This is a genomic window from Streptomyces sp. NPDC006265 (assembly GCF_040613555.1).
Classification (GTDB): domain Bacteria; phylum Actinomycetota; class Actinomycetes; order Streptomycetales; family Streptomycetaceae; genus Streptomyces.
Map to the genome: position 1 here is coordinate 1 of NZ_JBEXSH010001324.1, position 1,672 is coordinate 1,672.

Here is a 1,672-nt window from a genome sequence, read left to right on the forward strand (position 1 = left end):
GGAGGCGATCGCGTCGGTCAGGCAGCCCTGGGACGGGGAGCGGCCGGTGCGCAGGACGTAGGCGCGGTTGAGGAGTTGGCGCAGGGAGCCGGTGCCGCCGAAGCCGCCCTTGGCGCGCAGCGGGCGGGCGATCGGCGGCCCGTCGACGGGGACGGCGTACGCGGTCTGGTCGTGGCGCACCAGCTGGTACTGGTCCATGCCCAGGTGCAGCAGGATGTCGGCCTGCGACAGCTTCGCCTCCCGCGCCGCGGGCCGGGCTCCGTCCGGCCCACCCGCGCCGCCCGCGCCGGCCGGGTCTGCGGGTTGGGGTTCTCGAGCCGGGGAGGGCAGCGCGGCGCGGGAGGTGAGGGGGTGGTTCATGACCGTGCTCCCGGGCTCGGGATGGTGCGCGGCGAGCGCATGCCCGCCTGAAGTGCGCGGCGGAGGGTGGACTGGGCTTTGGCCTCGCCGGGGTCGACCCCAGCGTGTGCGGCGGCGTCGGTGAGCGCCTGGTGGACCTGGTCGTGCTCCAGCAGCCCGGCGCCGACCAGCTGACCGAGCCGGAACCCGGCGCGGTTGATCGTGTCGTTGCGGCCGGCGCGGGCCGATGCCACGGCCTCGAGTTCGCCGCGCAGCGCCGCGGCGGCGTACGCGGAGGCGTCCCGCGTTCCGCTGTCGCGGGCGGGGTGGGGAAGCCGGACTCGGCGGGGCGGGCCGGTGACCGCATCGCGGTGGCGCAGTCCGACGCGGTCCAGCTCCAGCGCGACCCAGCGCGGCAGCCGTACAGGGCTGTCCTGGTGGCCGGCGATCCGGTAGCGGCCGGCCGCGGTGACGGTGCCGGGCGCGACCGCAGTGGACCAGCCGGCCCGTACGTCGACCTGCCAGCCGAGCCGCCCCGCGCCCTGCACGTACCTGCTCGTGTCCCCGGCGCGGTACCACAGGTGGATCCCACCGGACGGGGTCTGCACGGTCAGCGTCGCCGGGGTCTCCAGCAAGCTGGCTGCCCGCCGCACCCGGCACAGCAGCTCCAGCACGTCCGCCCCGGTCCGCACCCGGTCCAGCTCCGTGTCCGGGTGCTGCGTCAGGTCGACGCCCGGCAGCAACAGCACCTGATCCGGCGGCGGACGGTCATGGTCGTCGAGGTCGAGCACCACCAGGCCGGACGGCCCCGTGGCCACGCCGACGCCGAAGTCCTGGCCTCGCCACCAGCGATGGATCAGCTCCCGCTCCCGCGTCGCCGCACGCACCCCGTGGCAGTACCGCCCGGCCTCACCGCACGCACACCCGTCCGCATCGGCGAAGCCGCACGCCGGGCGCGCCCCGCTCGACGGCGGCCGGCACCGACGGCAGTTGCCCGCCGGACGCTTCGACCCCGGCAGCAGCGGATGCACCCACCACCCCCGCTCAGCGCACCGCAGGGCCAACTCCAGTCCCCCGATCACGCCGCGCTCACCGCCTCCCGGCACTCGCCCGCCGCCGGCTGCGGCACGCGGATCTCGTCGTCGAGCGGACGCGCCGCCAGCTCGACCATCCGCTGCCGCCAACCGACGACCTCCTCGGAAGCCGACGACCGATCCGCGGCCCTCACCTGGCCGAGTCGCTGGGCGAGGAGGAGCTCCGCGCAGCGCGGCCGGGGCGGGTGGGGCGCGGCCCGGGCCGGGCGCGCACCGCGGCGCCGTGCCCGCGCGATGGC

Annotated in this window: 1 protein-coding gene and 2 pseudogenes; all 3 read right to left on the reverse strand. The window is 77.0% G+C overall.

What is annotated here, in order from left to right:
* A pseudogene (locus ABZ281_RS48430) lies at positions 1-360 on the reverse strand (hypothetical protein); the annotation flags it as partial.
* A complete protein-coding gene (locus ABZ281_RS48435; protein ID WP_356665125.1) occupies positions 357-1,445 on the reverse strand; it encodes a bifunctional DNA primase/polymerase in 1,089 nt (362 codons plus the stop codon). The gene ABZ281_RS48435 and the pseudogene ABZ281_RS48430, both read right to left, overlap by 4 nt.
* A pseudogene (locus ABZ281_RS48440) lies at positions 1,418-1,672 on the reverse strand (hypothetical protein); the annotation flags it as partial. The pseudogene ABZ281_RS48440 and the gene ABZ281_RS48435, both read right to left, overlap by 28 nt.